General features: G+C 34.1%; 19 protein-coding genes. 1 reads left to right on the forward strand and 18 read right to left on the reverse strand.

Features of this window, described 5'->3' with window-relative positions; genetic code table 11:
• Positions 1-9: 9 nt before the first annotated feature.
• Together ES724_RS12575 and ES724_RS12580 are read right to left on the reverse strand one after the other, a co-directional pair.
• A complete protein-coding gene (locus ES724_RS12575; RefSeq protein ID WP_146933442.1) occupies positions 10-615 on the reverse strand; it encodes a hypothetical protein in 606 nt (201 codons plus the stop codon).
• Between the two features lie 49 nt (positions 616-664).
• The gene (locus tag ES724_RS12580; RefSeq protein WP_146933444.1) at positions 665-2593 is read right to left on the reverse strand and encodes an adenylate/guanylate cyclase domain-containing protein; all 1929 of its coding nucleotides are present in this window, start codon (positions 2591-2593) and stop codon (positions 665-667) included.
• A gap of 542 nt (positions 2594-3135) precedes the next feature.
• On the opposite strand from ES724_RS12580, the gene ES724_RS12585 reads away from it, so the two are divergent.
• A complete protein-coding gene (locus tag ES724_RS12585; RefSeq protein ID WP_146933446.1) occupies positions 3136-3726 on the forward strand; it encodes an HD domain-containing protein in 591 nt (196 codons plus the stop codon).
• 106 nt (positions 3727-3832) lie between these two features.
• Here ES724_RS12585 and ES724_RS12590 read toward each other — a convergent pair whose 3' ends face one another.
• The 16 genes from ES724_RS12590 to ES724_RS12665 form a co-directional block, all read right to left on the reverse strand.
• Complete coding sequence (locus ES724_RS12590) at positions 3833-4054, reverse strand: CDGSH iron-sulfur domain-containing protein (RefSeq protein ID WP_026838181.1); 222 nt, start codon at positions 4052-4054, stop codon at positions 3833-3835.
• 114 nt (positions 4055-4168) lie between these two features.
• Positions 4169-5917 carry a hypothetical protein gene (locus ES724_RS12595; protein WP_146933448.1) on the reverse strand — a complete coding sequence of 583 codons (1749 nt, stop codon included), beginning with the start codon at positions 5915-5917 and terminating at the stop codon, positions 4169-4171.
• Positions 5907-8105 carry a DUF4175 family protein gene (locus ES724_RS12600; protein ID WP_146933450.1) on the reverse strand — a complete coding sequence of 733 codons (2199 nt, stop codon included), beginning with the start codon at positions 8103-8105 and terminating at the stop codon, positions 5907-5909. The genes ES724_RS12595 and ES724_RS12600 overlap by 11 nt, the downstream gene beginning before the upstream one ends.
• Entirely contained in the window at positions 8102-9400 is a 1299-nt protein-coding gene (locus ES724_RS12605; RefSeq protein WP_146933452.1) for a BatA domain-containing protein, read from the reverse strand. Before ES724_RS12605 ends, ES724_RS12600 begins: the two co-directional genes overlap by 4 nt.
• A gap of 1 nt (position 9401) precedes the next feature.
• Positions 9402-10298 (reverse strand): DUF58 domain-containing protein, encoded by an 897-nt coding sequence (locus ES724_RS12610; protein ID WP_146933454.1) that lies wholly within the window; start codon positions 10296-10298, stop codon positions 9402-9404.
• Positions 10299-11312 (reverse strand): AAA family ATPase, encoded by a 1014-nt coding sequence (locus tag ES724_RS12615; RefSeq protein ID WP_146933455.1) that lies wholly within the window; start codon positions 11310-11312, stop codon positions 10299-10301.
• A gap of 10 nt (positions 11313-11322) precedes the next feature.
• The gene (locus ES724_RS12620; RefSeq protein WP_146933457.1) at positions 11323-11943 is read right to left on the reverse strand and encodes a DUF4159 domain-containing protein; all 621 of its coding nucleotides are present in this window, start codon (positions 11941-11943) and stop codon (positions 11323-11325) included.
• 159 nt (positions 11944-12102) lie between these two features.
• Complete coding sequence (locus ES724_RS12625) at positions 12103-13416, reverse strand: TldD/PmbA family protein (RefSeq protein ID WP_146933459.1); 1314 nt, start codon at positions 13414-13416, stop codon at positions 12103-12105.
• A 32-nt stretch (positions 13417-13448) separates the two neighbouring features.
• Positions 13449-15089, reverse strand: coding sequence for a TldD/PmbA family protein (locus ES724_RS12630; RefSeq protein WP_026838174.1), 1641 nt, complete (start codon positions 15087-15089; stop codon positions 13449-13451).
• A 556-nt stretch (positions 15090-15645) separates the two neighbouring features.
• Positions 15646-17499, reverse strand: coding sequence for a glycerophosphodiester phosphodiesterase (locus ES724_RS12635; RefSeq protein WP_146933461.1), 1854 nt, complete (start codon positions 17497-17499; stop codon positions 15646-15648).
• A gap of 187 nt (positions 17500-17686) precedes the next feature.
• Positions 17687-19123, reverse strand: a complete 1437-nt coding sequence (locus ES724_RS12640; RefSeq protein WP_146933463.1) for a glycosyltransferase family 2 protein — start codon at positions 19121-19123, stop codon at positions 17687-17689.
• The gene (locus ES724_RS12645; RefSeq protein WP_146933465.1) at positions 19124-20197 is read right to left on the reverse strand and encodes a HEAT repeat domain-containing protein; all 1074 of its coding nucleotides are present in this window, start codon (positions 20195-20197) and stop codon (positions 19124-19126) included.
• A gap of 67 nt (positions 20198-20264) precedes the next feature.
• On the reverse strand, positions 20265-20627 hold the full coding sequence (locus ES724_RS12650; protein WP_146933467.1) for a response regulator transcription factor: 363 nt from the start codon (positions 20625-20627) through the stop codon (positions 20265-20267).
• Positions 20627-21382 carry an Hpt domain-containing protein gene (locus tag ES724_RS12655; protein ID WP_146933469.1) on the reverse strand — a complete coding sequence of 252 codons (756 nt, stop codon included), beginning with the start codon at positions 21380-21382 and terminating at the stop codon, positions 20627-20629. The genes ES724_RS12650 and ES724_RS12655 overlap by 1 nt, the downstream gene beginning before the upstream one ends.
• A 41-nt stretch (positions 21383-21423) precedes the next feature.
• Positions 21424-21714, reverse strand: coding sequence for an Hpt domain-containing protein (locus tag ES724_RS12660; RefSeq protein WP_146933471.1), 291 nt, complete (start codon positions 21712-21714; stop codon positions 21424-21426).
• Positions 21715-21763: 49 nt separating this feature from the next.
• Positions 21764-26155 carry a PAS domain S-box protein gene (locus tag ES724_RS12665; RefSeq protein WP_146933473.1) on the reverse strand — a complete coding sequence of 1464 codons (4392 nt, stop codon included), beginning with the start codon at positions 26153-26155 and terminating at the stop codon, positions 21764-21766.
• Positions 26156-26349 lie beyond the last annotated feature (194 nt).

Consider the following 26349-nt stretch of genomic DNA (forward strand, 5'->3'; position numbering starts at 1 on the left):
TCATTTAATCTAAGGTCCCATTTGCAATTTAGGATCTACTGTGAATGTTCTCGGTATCTCTTCATTGATCCTGAAGACAACACTATAATTTTCTATTCCTACAACCTTTTTGTTTTTAATTTTTGCGGTTACCACTCCTTTCTTACCTTCTTCTATATAAATATCTTCCATGATCTCTGCACCCGCATCTTCTTTTCTAAAGATAGCTAATACGTCTATGGTCAAACTACTGTTTTCATCTTGAGGCACTGCACTCCACTGAATTTTTTTATTCTTATAAACTTTAGTTAAAAAGTTCTTTGAATAACCAGACCGATTCTCTGTAGTATCTCCCACATTTACAAAAAGCACTTTAGAGTCTAAATTACTATTATTTATACCATCTGTATCTATCACTAAAACTACTTGTACATCTTTTCGCTCCACTTCTATGGTATTATTTTTTACAGTAATAGCCAGGTTATAATCGTTCACATTGTTCAATACGAGATCTTTAGATATCTCTAAAGAATTTTGTGATTTTGGTTTCTCATGTTTGAAGGAGATCAAAACGAGAAGAATTGTTAAAAAACTGGCAGTTCTAATTGTCCTTTTTAATAATGTAGTTGTTTTCATAATATTTGATTTTTGTTGGTTTTATTTTTATAAACAGCTATTAAAATTATTAACTCATTGCAGTGGGTATTCCATTAGTACTTTTTGTACTAAGATCCTTGACACACTCTACAAAATACATGGGAACCATCCCCTTATTCTTTACTTCTATCTTACCTCGTTCTATACAAGAAAAATCACCTTTAACCAATTGATAAGTGTTTTCTGAAATATTTATCTTCCCACTCTCAGAGCATGATTCCATTCGAGAGGCCATATTTACTGTATCTCCCCAAATATCGTAAGCAAATTTTTTGCTACCCACCACTCCAGCGATCAATGAGCCACTATTAATACCAATTCTAATTTCAAATTGAGCATCAAGTCCTTGGTGGTCTCTTTTTGATTTTTCTACAAAATCTAAAATTTCCAGCGCTGCATACATGATCTTTATAGCATGATCTTTAATAGGGAATGGTACTCCTGCTGCACACATATAGGAATCGCCAATTGTTTTTATCTTTTCCAGACCATGCTTTTCAATAATTTTATCGAATTTGGTAAAATAGAAATCTACACTCTTAACCAGTTCTTCTGGAGAGAGGCTTTCAGCATATTGGGTGAACCCTTCAAAATCTGTAAATAAAACACTTACCTCCTTAAATTTTTTGGCTTTTACTTTCCCGGTCTCCATAAGCTCTAATGCTGTTCCCTCCGGAAGAATATTTCGCAACAAACGTTCAGATCTATTTTTCTCTTTTTCTATGATCAAATTAGTACGTCTTATAAAATTGTTTCGCCTATACAATCCAAATACTAGAAGCATTAATAAGAATAATGCTACTAAAACCCCAATCACAATATTTTGTTGATTTTTTTTCTGCTGACTCAGTAGATCTACTTCGGTTTGTTTTTGTGAAATTTCAAAATTGGTACGCAAATTTGCCATCTCGCTTATAGACTCTAAATTCCTTACACTATCACGGTACGTGATAAAATCTTTATAATATTGAAAGGATTTTGCGGTATAGCCTATTTCTTCATATAGTTCTGAAAGTTTTGCGTAGGCAGCGGCTATATAATTCTTAAACCCATATTTCTTTGAGATCTCTAAACTTCTCCTAGCGTATTCAAAAGCTTTTTCTGTGTCTCCTTTTTCAGAATATACATTAGAAAGAGAAACAAGGAATTCTGCTATGGCATTATGTGCATTCAACTCTTGAAGTAGAACGATAGCAGTGTTTAAATTCTCTTCAGCCAGATCATCATTACCCAAACCAGCATTAATTCTACCAAGATTTCCTAAGCTATAGGCTCTTCCTAAAGGATAGTCTGCTTTTTCAAAAATAAGCTCGGCTTCTTTGGTGAAAATCTCAGCTTTCTCTAAATTCCCTAATCGTAGGTATTCGTCTCCTGCATTGAAAAGAGCGCTACCAAGCGGAATTGAATCCTTCCCTTTGCGCAACTCATCTATTCCTTTATTATAATATAGATCGGCATTAGCAGTATTTCCACTTAGGGAGTATACATTACCTATTTCTATATTGGTGTATGCAATTGCCTTGTTATCCCTAATTTTATTTGCATAATTCAGACTCTTGAAATACGCTTTTAAAGCTTCTTTAAAATCACCTTGTAAACGCAAGCCATTACCTAGTTGATGATAACCTGAGTATATCATTTCATCATCTCCAAGAGCCTTTGCATTTGTTATTAATAATAAAGAATATTTAGTTACACTATCAGGATCTACTTCATTATCTGCAATATTGGAGAGCATTTCCAAATCTGTCTGATTCTCTGAATTAGAGTAATAGACGCTTTTTAAACTATCCGATAACTCTGGATTTTGGGCGAAACTGTGCCAGTAACAAAACAAAACTGTTGTAAGAACCAAAAAGTAATGTTGTCTTCTCATCTTTAACAAATAAATTGTTTCCAGTAGATTGATCGCTTCTTTAGCATTTAATAATACATTCAAAATTCTAAGAAGTAGCATGTTTTATTTTATGCTTATAATGCTAATATATTATCATTAAAAATGTGGGGATGAGTTCTCAAAATTTCTTAGGGTATTTTAAATAGGTCGTTCATTTTTAACTTTCAGCCATAAATGGAAATTATAAAATATCTCAACCCTATCAAACATACTGACTCTCAAGGTAGTGAAGTTATAAATATGAAAAAAGAGATTTTCGGTAAACAGCTTTAAAACACTTCTAAATGCACGCTTGTTACTAATAAAATTTAAAATTTTAATATTTCTGAACTATTTTTATTACATGTTTTGATAGATAACATCAGTGGAACTGACACTTATAATATGAATTAAATTAAATTATAAAGCAGTTATTGTGGTAATTTAGTTACATTAGAAGTAGATATTCATGTGTTTTAGAAGATATTTGAACAACCCTATAGTTTAAATTCATTTTCAAGAGCTCTTAATTAGGTCTTTTACGAACCACATATTGTTTATACTATTTCAATTTCATATCTTGTTTATAAAAAAATTGGGACGCATAACAAAAGATTCGGTTAATGGATAAGTTTCTTCCTATTTATAATAAAGTGATTTCCAATTTGGAGCATAATTTACCTCCTTGGTTACATTATCACTGTTTAGAACATACACAACGTGTGTTAGAAAAGGTTATTTATATAGCAAAAAAGGAAAACGTAGGAGAACATGATCTATTTCTATTGAAAATTGCTGCGCTCTATCATGATATCGGATTTATTGTAGATAGAGAAAACCATGAAGAATTAAGCTGCATAATTGCTTCAAAGGAATTGATGGAATTTGAACTGAAAGCAGATGAAATTGACCAGATCTGTGAGATGATGAAAGCTACTAAGATCCCTCAAAATCCCAACTCTCATCTTGCTGCCATTCTTGCCGATGCCGATTTGGAATATCTTGGTACAGATGTTTTCTTGGAATGGAGTGAGAAATTATACAAGGAACTATTGTATTATCAGCCAGACCTAAGTGAGGATAAATGGAATGAAATTCAATATAATTTTATTTCTAATCATCATTACCACACTTCTTATTGCAAGCAAAACCGTGAGCCAAAAAAATTAAAAAATTTAAAGTTGTTAAAAAAAAAACTGGAAGGAATTAAGTAAAACACTCTTTTCCTTTTCTAAAGATTTCCTCTAGGTTTCTAACTCACTTATATAAAAAATGCAGCACTATCGTACTGCATTTTTTATTTAACTCTTTAAATGAGTATTATTTCTTTGGTGGCAAAGCAAATGCAACGGCTTCATGCTCAAAATGGTTTCTGTGTGCACCATCGCAAAAAGGCTTGTTCTGTGAAAGCCCACATCTACAAAGAGAGATAACATCTCTACCTGCAAGGTCATACACATTTCCTTCTTTATCTACTATTTCAAAATCTCCTGTAACCTTAAGAGATCCGTTATTGTTTACTTTAAGTGTTGTTTTAGACATAATGTTTATTTAGGTTGATTAAAACTCTAGAGGATTCTATAGTCCCTATTAAAAAATCAAAGAAAACGAAAATAGATTAGATTTTTACATCTAGCTTCTTAAATCTTGAATTCATTAATAACTTCTCAATTTTGGCTCCAGCCATAGAACTCCTATACTTATTAAAAATACTAAATAAAAATATAAAAGGGTAATAGGAATAGAATTGGTGTTTTTCGTATTTGTTGCGCCTGCCGAGTTAGAAATCCGATGATTTTGCTGAATCCTCTCATAAGAATTCAAAGTCTCCCAATCTTCTATGTTATAAACATAATAGTTGTACACACCAGTGCTATCCTGTTGCAAACTTAATTTCTGCCATCCAGATTGCTTAGGATACGTAGTCCCAGTCCAAAGCTTTGGGATATCAAACTCTTGGCGCAATGCCATCTCTGTTTTTTCTGAATTTAAAACAATCGGTGCTTTTTCTATAGTTCGCACTCGAAATTGAAAAGGTTCATTTGGGAAACCCATTTTTGATTGTGAAGACCACTCGGTTGAAGCGACAGCACTTTTGCTGAGTGCATTGATTATTTTTGTCCATAGTTGCTGATATGCACTTGTATTTCCATCCAATAGCAGTTCAAAAGTGTTTTCTAAAATACTACTCCCAACCTTCCCCTGCCCTATTCTTTTGTAGGCAGATAGAATTTGATTTCCAGGTTTCAGAATTGGTTCAAGTGTCAAGCTTTGTTTAAAAGTGAATGGATATTTAGTGACTTGCAAATTTCCATTTAGCATGGTTTCCTTGCTATTATCTTGAGTGTAATCAAATGAAGCTAAACCAGAGCTTGATCCGAATAGGGAAACATCTGGTTGAATAAAAAAGCCTAAGCCATAATCCCTCACCGATTTTTCTATTGCATTCTTTTGTGAAGTCGAAAGTGTTTTGAAAGAGTTAAAATCTATTATTAAAAGGTCATAACTTTCGAGTAGTTTTTCTGAAATGTTTCCTATAGTTGACCGTTCTGCATTAAAATATTCATATTTATACTTCCCCTTGGTAACTTGACTTCTAACAATCACTTTATGATCCATTTCTGCCAAAAAGTTTTTCAAATACTTCGTTTCAAAAGTTGGAAACCCGTTGATCATCAAGATATTTAAAGCCTCTTTTTCGGCTACTTTTAACGGAATTGGATTAGAAGATATTAAGTTACCCAAAGAATCTTTTTCAGTGATTCTAAAAATAAAATTTCCGGCAGATTTTAAATCGGTATTTAGCGAAAATTGTTGTTCAGTTTTCTTTAATAATATAACAGAATCAAGAACTTGTCTGCCTGCACCTTCTAAGACCAACCTATTTCCTTGAGTTGGATTTGAATATAAACCCTTAAAAAGGGTCTTATCTCCTACTGCCTGTTCTAAATCGTAATTGAATTTTATAATTCCGCTGAGAGGCTCCCCTTCCAAATACTTTACAGATTTCCCCTCTAATTTCCATAGATCGTAACTCTTAATCCCATGTCCAAGGATGAAGACTGAATCTGTGCCAATCAATTCTTTTATAATTGGAGTATCCAAAGTATAATTTAAAACCTTGATATTCTCGTGTTCTTTTTTAAGACTATCTAAAGAAGTTTGAGTGTAGTTTTCAGTTAATAAGATAAGATTACCCGAATTTTCAGTATTTAGAAGTGCTGGTCTTAAAGCGATCATAGCTAACGATAAAATGGCCAAGAAGGCCACCACAACTTTAATATAAAAACGAATACTTGAAAATTGAGAGCTTTCTTTCCAAATAAATACCACAAATAAAACAGCTGCTCCCAAAAGAACAGGCCAGCTCCATGTATCATTTAAAAAAGTAAATCTATCTATCATGCAGTTCCAATTCTTTTAGAAATATTTTGTTGATCTCACTTTCAAAACTCTTGTTCTTTGCAGGATTAGGGCTTGGTCTAGGCAAGGCAGATAATAATCCTTTTTGAACTTCATCAAAGATTGCTGATCTATCTTTAAAATCTTCTGCCAGCCATTTTAATTGTTGTAATGTTTTTAGATATTTCCCAGGCTCTTCAATGGCTTTCCCAGCCAATTCGTTTCCAGCTTTTTTAAAAAGTTGACGATCCTCATTCGTAATCTTATTTTTCTCTATTATCAACACTTCCAATCTCCGGATACTTTGTTTGATAAAGGGATATTTTTCTTCTAATCCAATCTCCTCGCTTTTTCTAAAGCTTAAGACATCTTCCAGTTTTCCAGTCAAACGTTTATCTTCTTTTATAGGTGGCGGATCAAAACCTATTCTATGCACATAAATTCTTGCGCTATTTTTAATTTCTTGGAGAAGTTTTAGAGCTCTATGCTGAAAAGGCAAAGATTTTTTAGGTTCATACAACCTCAAATGAAGTTCTGCATCCCACATTTCTGTCATCGCCTGCCTCAATTTACTTTTTAGAGAATTGCTGAAAAGTGTGGATTTCTCGGGATCATCGTGATTATGCACATATTCCTCTAAAGGAGTTTTGCTTTCCTCTTCTTTATTTTCAACAAGATTATGCTCGTTATTGCCATCATGGTCATGAGAATATTCTGCCAATGGATCCTCTTTTTCGCTATTCTCTGCTGTTTCTTCAGGCTCGATCGTAGAACCAGCTTCGGTTTCATCTCCCATAAACTCCCCATATTTTATCCGAAGTGCTTTCTGATCGAAACCAAGTGCATTGCTCTTAGCCTTGAATTCCTTTTTAGATAAGGAGCTGCGTTGCTTGATCAATTTTTCGGTATCGATAATCAGTTGCCGCTGACTTCTAAAATAAGCTGGCATTAAGTCGGCTCCCAAGGTGCCTTCCACTGCGAAATCGTAGGTTGTGGTATCTTTAATTACCGCAAAATAGGTTTCGCTTCTCGTTCGATTAGGCGTAGGCTCTTTAAGATCGGTTGCTTCTACATAAAAGTATAACTCATCCCCGGCTTCCATTTCTAGTTCATCAAGATCGATGGTTTTTGTAAGATCCAGTTTCCGGCCACCTTTTTTTAGCACTCCATCAAACTCCATTTTTTGTTCCCTGAATTTCACCGATTCTCCACTTCCTTTACTTACCGTTGCTATAATGTAAGCTTCCGAAATTCCATAATCATCAGTAATCGAGGTATTAAAACTAAGCACTTTGCGCTCCTCCAATTCGAAAGCTGAAAATTGATCTATTCCTTGAATTTCCACTACGGGCTCTTCATCCTTAATCATTTTTATAGCATACAAATTAGAAACATAAACTCCTTCCAAAGTATCTTCAAATCTAAAATTATAGAAACCGGAAGAATTCAGTTTTAGTGAATAAGTATAAGAAGCTTCTCTAGATACCATCTTGTAAATAGCTCCCGTTGTTTCTATAACTGGATTTTTGATTGATCCATCAAAAGAAAGTTTCCATGAAATTCGGGAACCTTCCAAGGCTTTAATATCCATTTTTGAGGTGATTCCCGTAGGGATTCCGGTATATGTTGGATAAGTGATGCTTACAAATTGTTCTTTTATCTTTGGGGCTTTAGTTTGCCCTGTAGTAGAATCTACCTTTTGAAAGACGATCTCTGTTCCTTCTGAAGGTTTATAAGGAATATTGTTCTTAGACATACAATTGAAATAAAAAAATAGAATTCCCAAAGCAATCATTACGAAACTACTAATCCCGGACTGCTTCAGCCGATTAGGTGTTTTTATTGTATCTATCTTTTCTTCTAATTGCTTCCCTACCTTTTGTTGCTGAAGTTGCGCTAAGCCGGATAATTTTTCAGAAGAAAGCAAAAGCAATCCTGAGCTATATTCCGCAGATTCCATTTGATGGTCTATATAACTACTTACTTTCTCTAAGCTGAGCTGCCAAGGTTTCTTCAGAAATGATTGGATAGAAAAGATCACAAAAAATATTAGAATGCTACCTAGGTAGTTTTCACTTAGAAAATAGATTAATATAGATGCTCCTATTGTAAATATTAAGATCTCTAACCAAAGCAATAATTGCCAACGTTTTCTGAAACTGATTAATATGTTTTTCCCAGCACTGCTCATTGTTTTCTATATCTGGCAAAAATTCGTTCGGTGATTATTAAGAAAACTAACAACAGCCAAAGCCACTTTGAAATACTAAGCAATCTTGGTTGGACATTTTCAGACACTATTTCGGTAAATTGAGTAGATAACTCCTTCTTGTCTCTAGTCCGTTTGTCTAAAGTTTGAACTTTACTTTCCAGATCCTTATTGAGATCCAAAAACTTCAGCAATTGTTCAGGAAAGTTTTCAGCTAGAATAATTTCAGTAGTTAAAAGCTTAGTAAGGTGAAAAGTTTGTTTTGAGCTACTAGGTTCAATCAAGGAATTTGCGAGACTATCGGGAAAATATAGTAAGGATCGCTGAGATGTGTTAAAACGAGGAGCTTCGCTAAGCCAAACAAGAGAATGATAGGAACTAAAATCTATGCCTGTGGTATCTTGAACTGCAAGCACCTCTAAAGGTTGCTCTAAATATTTGGAAATAGCCTTAAAAGAAGATTCCAAAAAGATCTTCGATGCTTCGAATTCCTCATCATAATAGATCAAAACAACTATGGAATCTTTTGCTTTTAATGGATGCCATACTTGTTCTTTGTTTGCAAGAAAGAGCAAACTGTCCTTATTTTTATTTAGCTGAAGCAAATCGCTATTTAAGGGAAGAATTTCTTCATTAAAACTTATTTTCTTTTGATCGCTTACTAATTCTAACACTACTACCTCATCGCCCTTTCTTACAACTTCCAGGATCTCATTTGCTTGAACTTCAGAATCCAAAACGATCCATTCTATATCTCGATTCATTAGAGGTCTTTTCCCTTTAAAACCCTGCAAATATCCATTTGTAAATACCACAATACTATCTGATCGTAAAACCTCCATTTCATTTGCTAGTTGCCAATAGTTAGGAATCGGAAATTCTGTATTTCCCTCTTTGTAAGTATCTAAATCAGGAAAACCCGTTTGTAATAATCGGATTGAAGAATTTTGCTGCAAGCTATCCACCAATGAATTAAGGCTCTCATTTTTCAACAAAGAGGGTTCAATTAGATAAGTAATGGGAATATTTTCACTATCTCTTTTAATATGTGGTTCTGCTAGAATAAAAACCAAGACCGTTATCATAAGCAGTCTTAAAAGCAATAATAATAGTTCGTTAAGCTTGATGGAGTTGGTTTGCTTAACATCTGAATTTTCTAAAAATTTGACACTTCCAACCTTGATCGTTCTTCCTTCCTTATTACTCCAAAGATGAATAGCCACCGGAACAACCAGTCCTAATAAAGCCCAGAGATATGAAGGATTCAGGAAACTCATACTAGATTAGTCTATTTCTAATTTTTAGAAAGGATTGTAAAGCTTCTCCTATTGGATCTTCCAGGTTAAAAAGATGATAACTAATACCATTTGCCAGCAAAGTATCTTTAGTAGCTTTCATCATGTTTTCCAGCGATTTCAGATAGTGTTTTTTTGCTTCTTTGGCATCTACTTTTATACGGTTTCCAGATTCCAGATCTTCAAAGGACACTGTTCCTTTATAATCGAATTCCAGTTCCTTCTTTCCCATGATCTGCATTACAATTACTTCATTCCTCGAAGTTTTTAACTGCTTAATAAAATTGGTGATTTCCAAATTATCTTCGTAAAAATCTGTTATAAAAAAAATGAGCTGCTTATGACTTCTATCATGCAATTTGTTGAGCGCCGTTTGATCTTCTGGCCAATGCCCTTCACTTTTAATATTAATAAGCTCTAAAAGGATCCTGTTATAATGCTGCTTCTGAATTTTTGGATACAGATTTTGTAGGTGCTTATTATTCAAAGTAAACAAACCCACAGCATCGCCTTGATTTTGGGAAAGATATGCCAGTGATGCTACAAGTACCCGAACATGATCCATTTTAGACAATCCGTTCTCTGTATGCAACATAGATTTGCTGGTATCCAAAATAAATTTTACTGAAATATTGGTCTCTATTTCAGATTGCTTAATATAGTAACGTCCAGATCTCGCCAGCATTTTCCAATCCAACAACCTCAAATCGTCGCCTGGCTCATAACTTCTATACTGACTAAATTCCATGCCCGGACCTACTCGTCTGCTATGGTTTAAACCAGAGAGATAACCATCTACTACCACACGAGCTATTAAAGCCAATCCCGAAACAGAATTGATGATTTCGGGTTTTAATAACTGGTGATAATCCTGTTTCACTTAATTCTTAGACTTTAAATTCGTGCTAGCGCTTTTCAGTAATTCTTTGGTGACCTCATCTGCTGTAATTCCTTCTGCCTCTGCTCTGAAATTCACTATTATTCGATGTCTAAGAACAGGTAAAGCAACATGCTTTAAGTCTTCTAAAGTAACCGATAATCTTCCGTTAATAAGTGCACGCGCTTTTGCAGTAAGGATCATAGCTTGACCTGCTCTGGGTCCTGCGCCCCAATTCACCCATTCCTTTACATAAGTATTATCTGTGGTTTCAGGACGGGTTGCTCTGGTAACTTGGCTCACAAATTGAATAAGATCATCACTTATAGGCACTTCCCTCACTAAATGCTGTAATCTCTGGATCTCTTCTCCAGAAATCACTTTATTTAGTTTTTCCTTTTTAGTGCCTGTAGTTTTCTTTAAAATAGCCATTTCTTCTACCTCATTTGGATACCCAATTTTTATATAAAAAAGGAAACGATCCTGTTGAGCTTCCGGCAATGGGAAAGTGCCAGATTGTTCTATTGGGTTTTGAGTAGCCAGAATAAAAAATGGTCTATCCAACTCATACGCTTTTCCAGAATAGGTAACTTCAAATTCCTGCATTGCTTCTAGGAGCGCTGCCTGAGTTTTAGGAGGAGTTCTATTGATCTCATCTGCAAGAATGATATTGGCGAAAATAGGACCTTTGTTGAATTTAAAAAATTTCTTTCCTGTACTATGATCTTCCTCTAATATCTCTGTCCCTATAATATCTGATGGCATTAAATCTGGGGTAAATTGAATTCTTCTAAAATCCAGATCTATCGCCTGTGCGAGCGTACGAATCATCAAGGTTTTCGCCAAGCCCGGTACTCCTTCTAAAAGGGCATGGCCACCTGCCAAAAATGTAATAAGCAATTGCTCTACAGTTTCTTCCTGGCCTATAATCACCTTTCCGATTTCTGCCTTTAGATCCTTCAATTTTTCGGAAAGATCTTTCACTTCTTGCTCTATCTGTACCAAATCTTTTTCCATAAAGTATGTATTAGGAGGTAAGTGCATACATCACTATGTTCACTCCAAAGCGAGTATTATCTATTTTATACCAGCGTTTATTTCTAAAATCATAATCCCATTCGCAGCCATAATCTTTATTACTATAGAGCACACCAATTCTTCCATTTATCTCTATAGCCTTTAAATATTCATGTACCAGATCGTCTCCCCAACCATTTAACTCTTGAGAGGTGGTAGGTGGACCATCTTCAAATTCAAAAAAGATATTATACAGTTCATGATCGTTCGAAATCTTTATTAATTCCTGTGGTCCAAAAATATCTTCCATTTGGCGCTCAAAAGATTTTGCGAAAAGTCCATCTATATCATGGTTGCAATCGTCTGCAAATACAAAACCTCCATTTCTAATGTATTTTTCGAAATTTTCTCGTTCCTTTTTAGTGAATTGCACCAACTTATGACCCGAGATATAACAAAAAGGACATTTAAAAAGCTCATCACTACTTAAAGGGATTATATTTTCCTGAATATCAACCTCTAAGGTGGTGTATTCTACTAAAGAATTCAGCAAATTAGAAGGCATACGCTGGTCTACATCCCAGTCTCCGGATTCGTATTGTAGTCTGGTGAAGAAAAATTTACTACTCAAGGTGATGTGTGATAATTATTAAAGTAAAACTATAATAAAAGTAACTAGCTCTTAGCTTTAAGACGCTTAAAAATCCAATTAGTTTAAAATGAAATAAAAGAAAAACTGGTTGTCTTGAAAAGTTCAAAAACAACCAGTTTTAATAATTATTAATTTTTTCTAAACCGCATCAGATAAACTAGTGAAAGTAAAATCTCTTACCTTCATATAAGGGATCAAATTTCCATCTACCCTCACTTGTTTTCCTAGAGTTTCTAAATTATTCAGCATAATAATAGGGCTCTCATTAAATCTGAAATTCTTTACCGGATACTTGATTTTTCCGTTTTCAATATAAAAAGTTCCGTCTCTGGTAAGTCCTGTAAATAGTAGAGTTTGTGGATCCACGCTTCTAATATACCATAGCCTGGTAACTAAAATTCCTTTTTTAGTATCTCTAATAAGGTCCTCTAAACTCGCTGTTCCGCCTTCCATAATAATATTGGAAGGATAAGGCACTGCATCAACTCCTTTCTGCTCTGCCCAATAACGGCTATACGCAAGATTTTTTACAACTCCATTCTCAATCCATTTAGTCTTCTTTAATGCTTGCCCATCTCCATTCCAGGTAGCAGTGGGCACATCGGGATGCAAAGGGTCAGAATAGATATTCACGCGTTCATCTACAATCTTATCTCCTAATTTGGTGCCACCTTCTTTAGACATAAAACTTCTACCTTCATCTGCAGTTCGCGCATCTAAGGCACTAGCCATATTTCCTAACAGATCTGAAGCTGCTGCCGGTTCGAGTATTACGGTATATTTCCCAGGCTCTATAGCTTTGGCTTCCATAGACATGATAGCTTTCTCTATAGCTACGTTAGAAGCTGCTGCTGCATCGAATTTAGACACATCATTATAATCCCTAGATACCCACCCGGAACCAGTGCCGTCGTTGGTACGCATGGTAACGGTAAAATCCATACTTGTTGATTTATTATAAGCAAATAAACCTTTTGAGTTGAGGATCGCATTAAATCCTGCTGAATCATTTAAAAATCCTGCAGCGGTGACATCTTTTGCTGCCGCCGGAGTGATGCTTTTATTAGCTACTTCTGCCCTGAATTCTGGAGTGATCTTCGCAGTTGCTTCTACAAAACTCACAGGTTCATCATAGGTTTGTGGTCCCATAGGTGCCATAAATTCTGGATTCTCCGGGGAGAGTTGAGCTAATTCTTCAGCTCTTCTCACTACTTTTTCCAAAGATTCATCATCAAATTCATCTATAGTTGCAGTTCCAGATTTCTTTCCGAAGCTAGACTGCACTACTAAGGTTTGATTGGATCTATGTCCAGAGGTAGAAACTGTATTTCTTGCGTAACGGATGTTTCCGCTTTCACTACCTCCCATGTTTATTTCGCAAACATCGGCCTTAGAAAAGCTTAACGCCTTTTCCATAATCTTCCGAGCTTCTTCTTTTGTATATATTGCCATAATGTTGTTATTCTTTAGAGTAAAATAAAAGATTAAATACTTCTACCAGTGTTTATCACATTAACGTCGTTAAATCTTGATGTAGAACTACCATGAGATACCGCACTTACTTGTGAAGGTTGACCTTTCCCATCGAAAAATGAACCGAAAATGCGATAATCACTCTCATCACATATCTTAGTACAAGAATTCCAGAATTCCTGAGTATTAGATTGATATGCAACATCATCTAACATTCCTACAATCTCTCCATTTTTGATCTCGTAGAAAACTGTTCCTCCAAACTGGAAGTTGTAACGCTGCTGGTCTATGGAATAAGAACCTCTCCCGGCGATATAAATCCCCTTTTCTACATCCTTGATCATATCAGTAATAGAGTACTTTTCTTTTCCAGCCTCTAAAGAAACATTTGGCATACGTTGAAATTGCACATCATTCCAGGATTGCGCATAACAACATCCATGAGATTCATTTTGATCTATCATATGAACCTGATCACGAATAGCTTGATAATTTTTAAGTACACCATTTCTTACCAGATCCCACTCTTTTGTTTTCACACCTTCATCATCGTATCCTACATTTCCAAGAGATCCCGGCATTGTTTTATCTGCAACCAAGTTTACAATATCACTACCATATTTAAAGTCGCCAGATTTCCATTTATCTAAAGTGGCAAAACTGGTTCCTGCATAATTGGCTTCATAGCCAAGTACACGATCCAACTCTAAAGGATGGCCAACAGACTCATGAATAGTTAATCCTAAGTGATTAGGTTCTAAAACGAGGTCATATTTTCCGGCATTTACAGATTTTGCAGTAAGCATTTCTTTTGCCTGTTTAGCTGCCAGCGTAGCATCTTCTACTATATCGTAACTATTTCTATATAATTTAAGACCCGCAGGGCCTTCTATTTTTTCTGAAGCAAGACCATCCATATATTCGTATCCCATTCCCATTGGTGCACTCATAGCCTGGCGCGATTTAAATTTTCCGGCAGTTGGGTCTATTGCCGTTACGTCAAAGGTTGGCCAAATACGGTGAATATCCTGGTCTATATAAGAACCTTCTGTAGAAGCGAAGTATTTTTGCTCATTCACCATAAAAAGGGCAGAATTTACATAGTTTGCTCCATTATCCATTGCCGCAGCATTCGCGTCTAGCAATAGTTCCACTTTTTCTGAAACAGGTACATCCTTGAAATCTTTTTTAATGGGGGTTTTCCACGAAACTTCTCCATAAGATTCTACAGGAGCAAGAATTACGGGATCTCTCTGAATTTTAGAATTGGCTTTGGCAATTGCTACCGCTTGTTGAGTTGCTATTTTAATACCATCTTCGGTCACACTATTAGTGGAGGCAAAACCCCAAGTACCATTAGCGATTACACGAATACCAATCCCAAAAGATTCGGTATTAACTACATTTTGCACCTTATCTTCTCTGGTAAACACATATTGATTTAGATATCTGCCGATTCTTGCATCAGCATAGGTTGCTCCTAGAGACCTAGCAGCGTTAAGTGCAGTGTCTGCCATCATCTTCTTTGTGGCGAGATCCATTCCTGGATCTAACAAGGCTTCTACCGGAATTGAATTTCCCAAGAATAGCGAAGGCATCATTAATGCTCCTGTTCCTAATCCTGTTAATTGAACAAACTTTCTTCTTTCCATTTAATTTTGGATTTTCTGATTGATAATTTAAATTCCCTTTTAACCAAAACTATAGGTGTTCCCCCTGATGGAAAATTGATGAAAACACACAAAATTTAAGATACAGAACCCAAATAGATTATGACATTCGAGTTATTTTAAAAAAGAATATCTTTTTATGATCCCTAATTTAATAAAAATTTAAGAATAATTACAATTTGATTATGAGAAGATTGAAAAATGCAAAAAAATGTTGTTACCACCTTAATTATTGATTATTCTCAAAATGTACGGATTTTTTAGTAACGTTTAATGAACTACCTCGAGGCAGAGCTATCAAGGTATCAGAAACAAGATCGCTGCGCTACAAGAGCCAAGAAACAAGACTTTTTTTGTCTTGGCTCTTGGTTCTTAAATCTTGATAGTATTCTTGATTGTATCGATGCTACACCCGAAGCATAGCCTCGGGTAATTCTATTGATTAAGATAAAATTGAGTTAGATTTAAATTTAAAATATGAAATCTTCTTCTTTAGAGAAAAAATATTCTAAAAAGACTTACTTATAATGATCGTTCTTCAATTAGCGTCCTGACCTTTTATACTATTTAAAATGGGAATTAAAGTCCAAATGTTTTCTGAGGTTCCATCCTCAGAAGTGATCGTTATAGTTTGATATTCCTTACCAATTGAGTTAAGATTCAATAATGATCCAGACTCAATGGAACTTTTAGCTCCATAAGGAATATCGAAATATACTTTAACTTGCGAAAGGTCTGTATTACCAGCAAATTTTATATAGATCTCATTGTTATCCCAGTTAACAACAGCTCCTGAAATTTCGCTATCTGCCTTTACATTATAAATACCAGAATTCCCTAATGGAATTCCATCTGCTTTAGGATCTCCTAAAACAGCGATATCTTTAACATCCATTGAATAATTTCTAAGTTGAATAGCGTTTACATAGAATTCTGAAGTTTCATTATCATTATCTGAAAACAGTAGAAAGCCTTGATCTTGTCCTCCAGCAAAAACGTTATATACAGACCATCTTCCTCCAGATATTTCATTCTCCCCAATGAATATTCCGTTAATGTATTTTTTAATTGCTTTCTCTGTAACTACTATCCCTAACCTATACCAGGTTTCAGGTTTTAGCGGATTGTGATATTCGTTGCTTACTCCTATTCCGCCAGAATCTATAAATAATTCGGCGTCGTTATCATTATCTGGGTTTGTTTGATATAAACTTATGTAGGTATCACTGCTTTCTTTTGGAATATAAATATCCATTATTAGAGAATAGTTATAATGTAGATTTGCCTCTAGACCTGAAGTAAAATTAGTAAAAACGAACAATCCGTTATTAGGATCGAAAGCCGGGATTTTAGCTACGGGAGCTTCCTTCCCATTTATAGATTTAATATTGAAAGAAGTAGTAGTTCCAAATTGTACTGACTGATGTGCATATTCTTTATTATAATTTAAAGGACGAAGCTGGCTACCCACACCTGTACTATATAAATTCCCTTTATCGAAATTCCAGTTTCCAGTAGTTGCTATTATAGGTTTGGTATCTAAGTCTAATCCTTCGCAAATAGATTTTAATGCAGAAGTTGCAATATCAGATTCTACACCGTCTACCCCGGCATTTTTCAATTTCTTGATCTCCCCAATATTATTAGAGGTAAACACCCAAACCTTTGCATTATTCTCATGAACTTTAGCCAGAAAAGTTTTAAATTTTTCATTGGTTTCATCTAAAGCAAACGTATAATAAGTCTCAAAGATCACACAACCTAAAGCTACCATTTCTTGATACCAACTGTCATCATTCACATTTTCCGGCAATCCTCCAAAGTAGATGAATGAAGAATTTGGACAGTAACTTTTAAATTTCTTAGCCTCTTCTATGGAAGCTACAGCCGGGAGCATTCTCTTAGGATCCACATTAGAGTTTTGAAGCACCCTACACATGAGTTCATGGTCCGTTTTCTTAGTATCCAGATAAAGATAAGCATCATATTTTTCGGCTAAAATCAGAGCCTCTTCCAAAGTTGCTATTTTGGTATTGGTAAACTGATCTCCTTTCCAACTACCAAAATCCAGTTGTAATAATTCATTATAAGTGGAAGAAACAACATAACCCTGTCCGCTACTTGCCCTAAACATAGTTGGCTGATCATGATACAAGACATATACATCATCTGAAGTTATATTAATATCGATCTCACAATATTTAACTCCTCTTTTAAATGCTTCTTCTATACTTAAAAGTGTGTTTTCAGGGTATATATCTGAATAACCTCTATGCCCAATCACTTGAAAATCGCAATCGGAATAATTGTAAGTGGGAATAGACTCTTGAGAGAATAATAATGGTATTCCAAGGAGAATATAAATTAAAGCTAACAGTCCCTTAGGGATCATAATTACTAATTTTGAACAATAATAATTTTATTAATCTAAATATGATCATAAGTTGAATTTAATCAGACAAAAGATCTATTTAATCGATTAAATGCATATTTGTTTTAAATCATAACAAATGGAAGAAAGAATGAATTCTTGTTTTAAACTATAGCTTACTAGCTTATAAATTATTGAAGAAATAAAATTAGTCCTTTTGTTTTTTGCCAGAATTTGATAATCCTGCCCTACTCATTACACCCCAACTATTTTTCCCTCTTAGAAGATCAAAATTACCCATAACCGCAGACCACATAATGACCGGATGATATATTATTGGCTCCAACATCGCAGTACCTATAAGCCTAAAAATATAGCTTGGCTTTTTATACTGTTGAAAAGAATATTCTTCGAAAAACAAAGCAGTCACAGAAAATAATATTGCAAAACTATATACCGCTAAAAAGAAAGACAAAAATACCTGCCAACTTACTTGTCCTAATATAAAGAGAATAATAAAAAATAAAATTCCTGTAAATTCTATAAGAGGTGCAAGCCATTCAAAAAAGAACCAAAATGGAGTGCTTAACATCCCTAGTATTTTATACTTTGGATTAAACATCATTTTTTTATGGATCCATAAAGTTTCTGCAGTTCCTCTAGTCCACCTGTTTCTTTGGCGTTTAAGAATTTCCCAGGTTTGCGGCACTTCTGTCCAGCATAAAGGATCTGGCACAAAGCCAACGGTGTATGGTACATTACGCTCTTGCATCATTCGGCGCATTCTTACCAATAATTCCATATCTTCTCCAACTGTGTTGGTATCATAACCGCCAGCTTCAATTACAATTTGCTTATCGAACATGCCAAAAGCGCCAGAGATAAGTAACAAACCATCTACTCTAGACCAAGCCATTCTTCCCATTAAAAATGCTCTGAAATATTCTAAGACTTGTACTCTTGCAACAAAAGAATCTGGTAATTTAACTTCTATAATTCTACCATCCTCTATAACGCAAGAATTTGCGACTCTAATAACTCCGCCAGAAGCAATCACTTTATTCCCGTTATTTAAAAATGGCTTAATCAGTTTAAGCATTGCATCATTTTCTAAAATACAATCTACATCTATACAGCAAATCACACTATTTTGGCAAATATTAATCCCCGTATTTAAGGCATCAGCTTTACCGCCATTTTCTTTATCTACAACCGTAAGATTTTTAAATGCTTTATTCTTGGACTTATAAATACCTTTAATATCCTTTGTTTTCACGAAGTTGTGATAAAGAATATCTTTTTTTTCAAGTTCATATTCTGCGAAAAGTAATTCCATGGAATTATCGCTGCTCCCATCATTTATAATTACAATTTCGAAAGAAGGGTAATTAATAGTTAATAAGGAACGAACATTTTCAACAATATTTAAACCCTCGTTAAAAGCAGGTGCTAAAATGGAAATGGCTGGGAGATTTAGAGACTGAAGCAGGGCTATATCATCTTCAAAGTTATTCCTGCGCTTATAATCTCTAATTTCTATAATAGAATAGATTGCGGTAAATAAATAGCCACTAATAATAATTGACCCATAAATCAAAAAAAACCAACTTGCTATTTCAGTGAACTGACTTAAAACTGAACCCATTTATATTTCGAATCTCTTCTCTAGCATGAACTGCGAATATATGAGTTCTTTTTTTTCTGGAAGAAAGCCTAGTTCAATATTATGATATTTTATTCTCAATTCCCAATCTGTGGTAGCTAATTGGTCCCCTATCTTCTTTAAATCCTCATAATTGCCTAGTTGTTCTACGGAATTTAAGATCTCTAATTTTATTATTCTGCTATTACCCTTAAAGTTAGGGATTATCAATTCTAGCAGTGCAATATGTTCCAAATTAGTAAGGGAAGAAATTGCCTCGCGCTTTAAAGTGTCGTTTTTAGATTTAAGAAAGGGAATCAATTCTGGAATGTTTTCGAATTGATTATACCTCGCAATCATTCTAATCGAAAATTCCACCACACTAGTAAGATCATGATATAACCATTGTGAAAAATCTGGCGCGGGACCTTTATAAAAATTCTTCAATGCGTTTTCTATATAAATTTGCTGCCATGTGGTTAAAGGCCTCACTGTTTTATCCAGAAACTTTAAAGGTTGTTCTTCTGCCAGCTTAAGAAAATATAGTTGAGATTGTTGTCTAACCTCATTTCGAGACTCGTTGAGATAAGCTTCAATTCTATGGTTGGGAACTTCAATACAAAGCTCAGATAATGCGTTTATTGCTCTAGCAGTAGTAAACCAGCGCCCATCCTCTAGATCTAACAAGGTGAATTCTACCAGACCTAATTTATTGAATAATGTTTCTAAATCTTTTGCAGATTCTCCCTTAAGATTCTCATGAAAATGGAGTATTTCTTTTATAGTAACCTTGATTTCTAAAGAAGTCCTTAAATGATTCTCTTTAAAATTTTTAATCTCTAATTCCTTATCAAAGTCTTCATCAAACAAATAGGAATTCAAAAAATCTATTAATAATGATTGTTGCTTTCTCTTTTTTTCATTTCTGTAGATCTTAAAAATCCTAATCCAAATAATAGAAATAAAAAAGATGATGGCTAAAGACAGAAAAAAAAGCGCGAAAACTATATTCAATTTCATAATCCACGGCAATGAATCCAGGTCCAAATGAAAATTGAATGTATCAAAATTAACCATAAAAAAGTGATTGATTATAAGTAGGGTAATCTAAAAAAAACATCAATTAATAGTTCTTAGTAAGCTCTTAATTTTTATTCAATAAACGTCTTACTCTCAAAGATAACTCATTTGGGCTAAAAGGTTTTGTTATAAAATCGTCTACTCCCATATTGAAAGCATCCATGATTATATTTTCCTGGGTTGAAGTAGATAATACGATTATAGGGGTGTTGGGAGTGTTTTTCTTGATGTAACTTATTAATTCATTTCCAGTTACAAATGGCAACATAAGATCTGTCAATATCAAATCGAATTCATTATCTTTTAATAACTTCATCGCTTCTCTACCATCGTGTGCTACCATCACATTATTGCCATCTTTAGTAAGTTTAAACTCTAAAGATTTAATTACCATTGGGTTATCTTCTATCACCAAAATTTTCTTCATTATCTCAAGTTTAATTCGGGAAAGTCGCTGATTAATTGCTTATTGATGTTTGCAAATTCTAAATTGAGCTCTTCTATAAGTTTAGGTACATCCTTTTCATCAACTGCAGAATCTAATAAGCGGCAAATTCCTTTACCTTTCTCATTCTCGATCATATCAAAGGATGGTTTTATTCCATGTGCTATTTCCCGTATTCTAAGATAATCTTTTTGAGTTAAACCTTCATTTAAATTTTTTAATTCAGTATTTACTGAGGCACTAAAAACCTTTAATAATTCCATTATAAACTCTTCATCTCCCCCAGAGAGGTCATTTAAATAATTTAAAGAATAATAATCGTTTTTCTCTGGAGCTATTTCTATAGATTTCTCTAAAGTTTTCGTGATCTGTAAGATTGTAGTGGCAGCTACAAAAGGTTTCTTAATGATCCCTTCTGCATATGCTAAGACTCTTCTTTCTTGAACAATAGGAATTTCACCAGTGGTTATTATAACAGGTAAGGCTAGGCCTAGTTCTTTTTTAATATAATCTGCTATTTGATAACCACTAATTGGAGTAGAATTTTCTTCTATTATCAGAAGATCTGCAGTACTGTTATCATTTAGCCATAGAATTACTTCTAATCCATCTTCGCAAATAACGACTCGCCATTCTTGCTCAAGAGAGATTTGAATAAAATTTTCTCGTTCTAATAAATTGCTTTCTACTAATATAACAGTTGCATACTCCCTTTGGGAGGATTGTAGGTTTTTCATAGGGCGGGCGATTTGGGGCTTAAATTACCTTGTCCAGATTTTTAAATTAATTCTAATACTATCTGTATTTCTTTTTTAATATCATTATTTCGGGATAAAAGTACAGATTTATCATGAGTATCTATGTGCTCAAGGCTTAAAGATAAGTCTTTTAACACATAAAAGCAGCAATTTAACGAAGACCCCTTAAGGGCGTGTGCTACTTTTCTTACATCTTCTATTTCTTCAGCTTCAATTGCTAAATCCAATTTATTTTGAATATCTATTAAATTAGCTTTCACCATTTCCATTAATTCAGCATAAGCTTCCTCATCACCTTCAAGTTTATCCATTAACTCTTGTTTGTCAAAATGAAGACTATTGGTAGCGATGGGAGCTGTTTCAATTTCTTTTTTTTTTAGATGATGAAATAAGATATTTTCTAAGAATATCACTTATAGTATTAAACACAACTGGCTTAGTAACATAATCATCCATCCCAAATTCCTGACAACGCTCTTTTTCTCCTTTAACTGTCCTAGCCGTTAAGGCAATAATTGGCAAATGCTGCCCTTCCTTTTCTAATTCTCGAATTTCTGCTGTTGCTTCAAAACCACTTAAAATTGGCATTTGAACATCCATAAAAATAAGATCTATTTTTTCCGACTTAAACATATCTACTGCTTCTTGACCATCATTTGCTTCTAAAATATTACAATTTGGCAGCGCTTTTTTAATGATCGTTTTAGCAAGAAATTTATTTACAGGATTATCTTCTGCAATAAGAATATTAAAAACAATGTCAGTTTCTTCAATTCTATGTACTACATCATTAAAAGTGGTTTCATTTTGAGGAGCCTTAATGTTTTTCAACATATTAAATAATTGATCTATTTGAATAGGCTTGGTGATATTGAACTGAACTTTTAGGTCACGACAAGCTTGATGGATCTTTTCGTCATCTGCAGAACTATGTAAAAGGATGAGAGGTAGATCTTCTGAAGAAAAATTTAATTTTTTTCTTATATGCCCAATCAATTCTAAACCATTCATATATGGCATATTAAAGTCTACAATGGCTAGATCAAAATCATTAGTATTCTCTAAGGCTTGAAGTGCTTCAATACCATTGGCCACCAAATGAGATTCTATATTCCCTATAGCAAGCATTTCTTTGAGAATCACCCTATTATTTAGATTATCGTCTATTACAAGTACTTTATTTATTTTTTTAGAATTTTCTTGCAGCGAGTTATCTCCTTCTTCTGTTTTAAATTTAATTTGAAACGAAAATTCACTTCCAACCTCTAATTCACTGCTCAATTCCAGTTTACTATCCATTAGTCCAAGCAGTTTATTACTAATAGTGAGGCCTAAACCTGTTCCTCCATATTTTCTAGTAGTAGATGAATCTTCTTGATCAAAGGCGTTGAAGATCTTTTTTAGATTATTTGGAGCAATCCCGATACCTGTATCACGGATAATAAAAGTATAGATCATTTCATCTTCACTTCCTGTAACGGGCACAGCATCAATCTTAAGTTCTACTTCCCCTTTTTCGGTGAATTTTACGGCATTTCCTAAAAGGTTGGTAATTACCTGTCTTATTCTTACCCCATCAGTATAAATAAATCTATTGATATCTGAAGAAATATTTAGAAGTACCTCCAGATCTTTTTCGTGAGCCTGATGTTTTATAATGTCTATTGTTTGACCACAAAGATCTAATAGATCGGTTTTTTCAATACTAATTTCTAATTTACCAGCTTCAATTTTAGAAAAATCCAAAATATCATTTATTAGATCCAGTAAAGAATTAGCTGAATTATAAACAGTACTCATGTATTGTTTTTGACTAGGATTGAGTTCGGTTTTCATTAACAGGTCTGTAAATCCTATTACACCATTTAATGGAGTTCTAATTTCGTGGCTCATATTGGCCAAAAACTCAGATTTGGATTTGTTCGCCATCTCTGCTTTCAACTTTGCATCGACTAACGAATTCTCCATTTTCTTTCTTTGGGTAATATCTTGGATCGTAGAAAGGATGATTTTCTTTCCAGCAGCATCCTTCAATTTCACGCCAGAAATTAAAACAGGGAACGAAGCACCTCCTTTTTTAAGAAATACAGTTTCGCAGGCTTCTTTAGTTCCCTCCTTTAGAAATTTTTCTAGTTTTTCTTGATTTTTCGTAAAACTCTCTTGTGCAACTAAATCCTTGAAATTATGAGATGTAAATTCCTCAAGGTCATATCCAACAGATTTTAAAAGTGCCTTATTAGCATTCAAGAATTTTCCAGAATCTACTTCAATGACTCCAATTCCAATAGGAGAAAGTTCGTATAAGGATCTAAATCTAGCTTCATTTTCAAGGATCAGTGCTTCGGCTAATTTTCGTTCGGTAATATCGCTTTGGGTTCCAGTCATTCTATGTGGATTACCAGAAGCGTCCCGCTCTATTATCTTTCCTCTATCTAAGATCCACTTGTAGGATCCATTTTTACAACGAACTCTTTTTTCTATATTATATTCTTTTGCTCTACCTTCAAAATAGTCCTTCAATGCCAAATCTGAGCCTTCTCTATCATCTGGATGAATTCTATTATCCCATTCGTTAATATCTGTTAAAGATTCTTCGGTGTTAAAGCCTAACATAATTTTTGCCTGATCAGACATATATTGTTTCCCCTCTGGAATATCCCAGTCCCAAAATCCATCTCCAGATCCTTCTAAGGCGAAATGCAATCGTTGTTCACTTTCCTTTAGATCGTCTTCTATATTTTTAACCAAAGAGATATCTGTAGCAATACCTAAAAAACCAATAAGCTCTCCTGAATTATCTTTTACAGCTGTTGTAACCAGCTGTACTGGGAACTTACTCCCATCCTTCCTTATATAGGTCCATTCATGAGAATCAAATTTGTCATGTTTGGCATTAAAAGTAAGTACCTCGAAACCATTTAAACCTTCTTTTTTCTCCAAAGCAAGATCCCCGGCCCTCTTAGATAATTCTTTATCATCATGAAAAAATAACACCTCTTTCTTATCTACCACCTCATTTGAGGAATAGCCCAATAAATTCTCTGCCCCTTTATTAAATTTTTTGATGATCCCATTTAGATCTGTTTCAATTATAGAAACCTGTGTAGTGGCATCCATTAATGTTTCTAGATCATTTAAACTGGTTTTTAAATCTTCCTTAACTTTAACACTATCTGTAATATCATTTATCTGGGCAATAAAATATAGCGGAGCTCCATCTTGATCTCGCAGCAAGGAAACACTAATTAAACCATAAACAATATTTCCATTCTTATGGATATATCTCTTTTCAGTCTTATAAGTTTTAATTTTATCTGAGAACAATTGCTGAAGGCTTTGTAAATCTAGATTTTTTTCTTCAGGATGAGTGAATTCAGTAAAACCCTTCTTAAGAAATTCTTTTTGGGTATATCCTAGCAATTTTGAAAGTATCTTGTTTACTTTAAGCCATTTCCCATCCAAAGATATCATCGCCATTCCATTAGGAGAAAATTCGAATGCACTTTTAAACTGCAATGCATTTTCTGAAGCTTGTTTCTCCAATAATTTTCGAGAGGTAATATCCTCTACTTGAGTTACAATAAGGTCTGTGCTTTCAGAATTTGTTCGAATAATTGAAGTGTTTACATCACACCAGAGAATTTCCTTGCTTTTGTTATAAAATCTTAATTCTAGTTTATAATTATCTATTTCTCCAGTTAACAACTTTTCTCTGTAGGAATTTCCTAACTCCAGATCATCTGGATGAATATGTTGCCTAAATGTTAATTTTGAAATTGCCTCAGCATCAGATTTTTCGAATCCGAAAATCTTATAGGATGCCGGATTAGCCATTAGAATCTTGTTTTTCGTGTTTACCAAAATTATCCCAATAGGAGAACTCTGGAATACTTGCGCAAACCTATCTTTGTTTATTTGAAATTCTATCTCTCGCTTTCTATCCTTATCTATATCTTGAAAAGCGCCGTAAATCCTTATACACTTACCATTTTTCATTTCGGGCTTTCCAAAAGCCCTCACCCAAATCTCATTTCCTTTTGCTGTGACCACTTCCAATTCTGTATCAAATGGAATTCCCTCGGTTACCGCCGTGTTAAATAATTCAGTAATAAGATCTCTACTCTTACCTTCTTTATAAAAATTGATCCCAGTTTCTAAGTTCGGTTTGAAATCTTCAGGAACTTCATGAATATCTTTAGTAACCTTTGTCCAGATCATAGTCTCTTTTTCAAGATCCATTTCCCAACCTCCAGTTCTGGTAAGTTCATTTACTTCTTCAAAAATTTCCGTGAGTTTAATTAAATAATTATTTTCATCTAAATAGAGTTTGTTTTTTTCATTCTCTTTGGTAACATCTGTAAAAATTATTAAGATCTTAGGTGTAGCATCATTATCTACATTAATAAGCTTCGATCTTCCCTCTAAAAGAACAGTTTGCTGATCCTTCTTTTTGAATCTAAAGGATGATTCAAAATTGATATTAGAATTTGTGTTTTCCTTTAAAAGATGGAAAGTATTTATTGCTTCTGTATCTGCTGTTACCTCTTCTAACTCCTGAAAACTGCTTTTTTCAGCATGCTTATAACCCAGAGATTTCCAAAAAGAATCGCTTATCCATAAATTTTTGGGGTCGTCTATACTTCCATACCAAATACCATTAACGACATTTTCACTAATCCATTGAAATATCGTGGGATCGTTCTTGAGAAGATCGTAAAATTCTAATTGAAAATTCGGATGGGGTATCTGCATTAGGGTTGTATTATAAGCTTATTTATAAATTTTTAAAGGTCCGAAAAAAAGTATTAACCTTCAAGGGTCGATCATTTCAAACTTTTATGTTCATACTTTTTCAAAGGAACAATTGAAAAATAAAATTGACCAATCAAGAACCTTGGGGCAAGCCCACGAGATATGTCCCGATGATTCGGGAGGAAAACCCTTTC

It is taken from the genome of Gillisia hiemivivida, from assembly GCF_007997295.1.
GTDB lineage: Bacteria > Bacteroidota > Bacteroidia > Flavobacteriales > Flavobacteriaceae > Gillisia > Gillisia hiemivivida.

What these genes read in the sequence shown, in the direction of transcription:
- ES724_RS12580 (WP_146933444.1), bottom strand. Translation starts at nt 2,593, where the DNA reads ATGCTACTTCTTAGAATTTTGAATGTATTATTAAATGCTAAAGAAGCG.
- ES724_RS12590 (WP_026838181.1), bottom strand. Translation starts at nt 4,054, where the DNA reads ATGTCTAAAACAACACTTAAAGTAAACAATAACGGATCTCTTAAGGTT.
- ES724_RS12645 (WP_146933465.1), bottom strand. Translation starts at nt 20,197, where the DNA reads ATGGTTAATTTTGATACATTCAATTTTCATTTGGACCTGGATTCATTG.
- ES724_RS12640 (WP_146933463.1), bottom strand. Translation starts at nt 19,123, where the DNA reads ATGGGTTCAGTTTTAAGTCAGTTCACTGAAATAGCAAGTTGGTTTTTT.
- ES724_RS12665 (WP_146933473.1), bottom strand. Translation starts at nt 26,155, where the DNA reads ATGCAGATACCCCATCCGAATTTTCAATTAGAATTTTACGATCTTCTC.
- ES724_RS12585 (WP_146933446.1), top strand. Translation starts at nt 3,136, where the DNA reads ATGGATAAGTTTCTTCCTATTTATAATAAAGTGATTTCCAATTTGGAG.
- ES724_RS12660 (WP_146933471.1), bottom strand. Translation starts at nt 21,714, where the DNA reads ATGGATAAACTTGAAGGTGATGAGGAAGCTTATGCTGAATTAATGGAA.
- ES724_RS12615 (WP_146933455.1), bottom strand. Translation starts at nt 11,312, where the DNA reads ATGGAAAAAGATTTGGTACAGATAGAGCAAGAAGTGAAAGATCTTTCC.
- ES724_RS12600 (WP_146933450.1), bottom strand. Translation starts at nt 8,105, where the DNA reads ATGAGCAGTGCTGGGAAAAACATATTAATCAGTTTCAGAAAACGTTGG.
- ES724_RS12595 (WP_146933448.1), bottom strand. Translation starts at nt 5,917, where the DNA reads ATGATAGATAGATTTACTTTTTTAAATGATACATGGAGCTGGCCTGTT.
- ES724_RS12605 (WP_146933452.1), bottom strand. Translation starts at nt 9,400, where the DNA reads ATGAGTTTCCTGAATCCTTCATATCTCTGGGCTTTATTAGGACTGGTT.
- ES724_RS12635 (WP_146933461.1), bottom strand. Translation starts at nt 17,499, where the DNA reads ATGATCCCTAAGGGACTGTTAGCTTTAATTTATATTCTCCTTGGAATA.
- ES724_RS12575 (WP_146933442.1), bottom strand. Translation starts at nt 615, where the DNA reads ATGAAAACAACTACATTATTAAAAAGGACAATTAGAACTGCCAGTTTT.
- ES724_RS12630 (WP_026838174.1), bottom strand. Translation starts at nt 15,089, where the DNA reads ATGGAAAGAAGAAAGTTTGTTCAATTAACAGGATTAGGAACAGGAGCA.
- ES724_RS12655 (WP_146933469.1), bottom strand. Translation starts at nt 21,382, where the DNA reads ATGAAAAACCTACAATCCTCCCAAAGGGAGTATGCAACTGTTATATTA.
- ES724_RS12625 (WP_146933459.1), bottom strand. Translation starts at nt 13,416, where the DNA reads ATGGCAATATATACAAAAGAAGAAGCTCGGAAGATTATGGAAAAGGCG.
- ES724_RS12650 (WP_146933467.1), bottom strand. Translation starts at nt 20,627, where the DNA reads ATGAAGAAAATTTTGGTGATAGAAGATAACCCAATGGTAATTAAATCT.